Origin of the sequence: Geodermatophilus chilensis, assembly GCF_002802985.1 — a bacterium.
In the GTDB taxonomy this organism is placed as follows: Bacteria; Actinomycetota; Actinomycetes; order Mycobacteriales; family Geodermatophilaceae; genus Geodermatophilus; species Geodermatophilus chilensis.
The window spans coordinates 1-1,292 of record NZ_NVPT01000354.1 but is presented as its reverse complement, the minus strand read 5'-3'; the positions used below and the strand labels follow the sequence as shown (position 1 = coordinate 1,292).

Annotated in this window: 2 protein-coding genes; both read left to right on the top strand. The window is 71.7% G+C overall.

Translation table 11 applies throughout. The features are described from left to right. The first annotated feature begins 129 nt into the window (after positions 1-129). The gene (locus tag CNO22_RS27100; protein WP_100502309.1) at positions 130-501 is read left to right on the top strand and encodes an FKBP-type peptidyl-prolyl cis-trans isomerase; all 372 of its coding nucleotides are present in this window, start codon (positions 130-132) and stop codon (positions 499-501) included. Between the two features lie 38 nt (positions 502-539). Beyond that, positions 540-1,190: a DsbA family oxidoreductase gene (locus CNO22_RS27095; protein WP_198588647.1), complete on the top strand. Its 651-nt coding sequence runs from the start codon at positions 540-542 to the stop codon at positions 1,188-1,190. Positions 1,191-1,292: the final 102 nt, after the last annotated feature.

Here is a 1,292-nt window from a genome sequence, read left to right as displayed (position 1 = left end):
GAGTGTACTAGGATCAAGGACTGTAGGGTTAGACGGAGTAAAAGGGGAGCTTTTGAGTGGTGGTAACGAGACGACCGATCGCTACACGGAAGGGGTCGGCGGCAGCGGCAGGAGGGTAGAAGAGGCAGAGTGGGAGCTAAGCAGGGCCGCGGCCGTCGCCTCGGCCCCGCCCCCGACGACCTGGTGATCGAGGACATCACCGTCGGCGACGGGCCCGAGGCGAAGGCCGGTGACCTGGTCAGCGCCCACTACGTCGGCGTCACCCACGACGGCGGCGAGCAGTTCGACGCCTCCTGGGACCGCGGCGACCCGCTGGAGTTCCGGCTCGGCGTCGGCATGGTCATCCAGGGCTGGGACGAGGGCATCCAGGGGATGCGCGTCGGCGGACGGCGCCGGCTGACCATCCCACCGCACAAGGCCTACGGCGACCGCGGTGCCGGCGGGGTCATCAAGCCCGGCGCGACGCTGGTCTTCGTGGTCGACCTGGTCGGGATCCGCTAGCCGGAATGGCACGGACCGCGCCGCGGTTGGTGCGGTCCGTGCGCGTAGAGGTCTGGTCCGACGTCGTCTGTCCGTGGTGCTACATCGGTAAGCGCCGGCTGGAGGCCGCCCTCGAGCGGTTCCCCCACCGCGACGAGGTCGAGGTCGTCTGGCGGTCCTTCCAGCTCGACCCGAGCATCCCCGAGGGCGAGACCCACGAGACCCTCCCGGCGCTGGCCGCGAAGTACGGCCGCTCGGTCGAGGAGATGCGCGGGACGATGCGGCACGTCGAGGAGACCGCCGCCGGCGAGGGCCTGCACTACGACCTGGTCCACGGCATCAGCGGCAACACGCTGCTCGCGCACGAGCTCATCCACCTGGCCGCCGAGCGCGGCCTGCGGGGCGAGGTGAAGGAGCGGCTGCTGCACGCCCACTTCGAGGAGGGGCGGTCGGTCTTCGACGTCGACTCCCTGGCCGCGCTCGCGGTCGAGGCCGGCCTGGACGAGGCCGAGGTGCGCGCGGCGCTGGCCGACCACCGGTACCGGCCCGCGGTCCTCGACGACATCCGCACCGCGCGCGAGCTCGGCGCGACCGGCGTCCCGTTCTTCGTCGTCGACCGCAGGTACGGCGCCGCCGGCGCCCAGCCCGCCGACCTGCTGCTGCAGGTGCTGGAGCGGGCGTGGGCCGACAGCCGCCCGGTGACGGTCTAGGCCCAAAGCCATGTAGTTAGCTGCGGCGGCCGGGTGTCAAGGACGCGGCGGAGTGGGCGTGTCGATGTCGAAGAGGGCAACGGAGCTCCGGTAGGAGGGGGC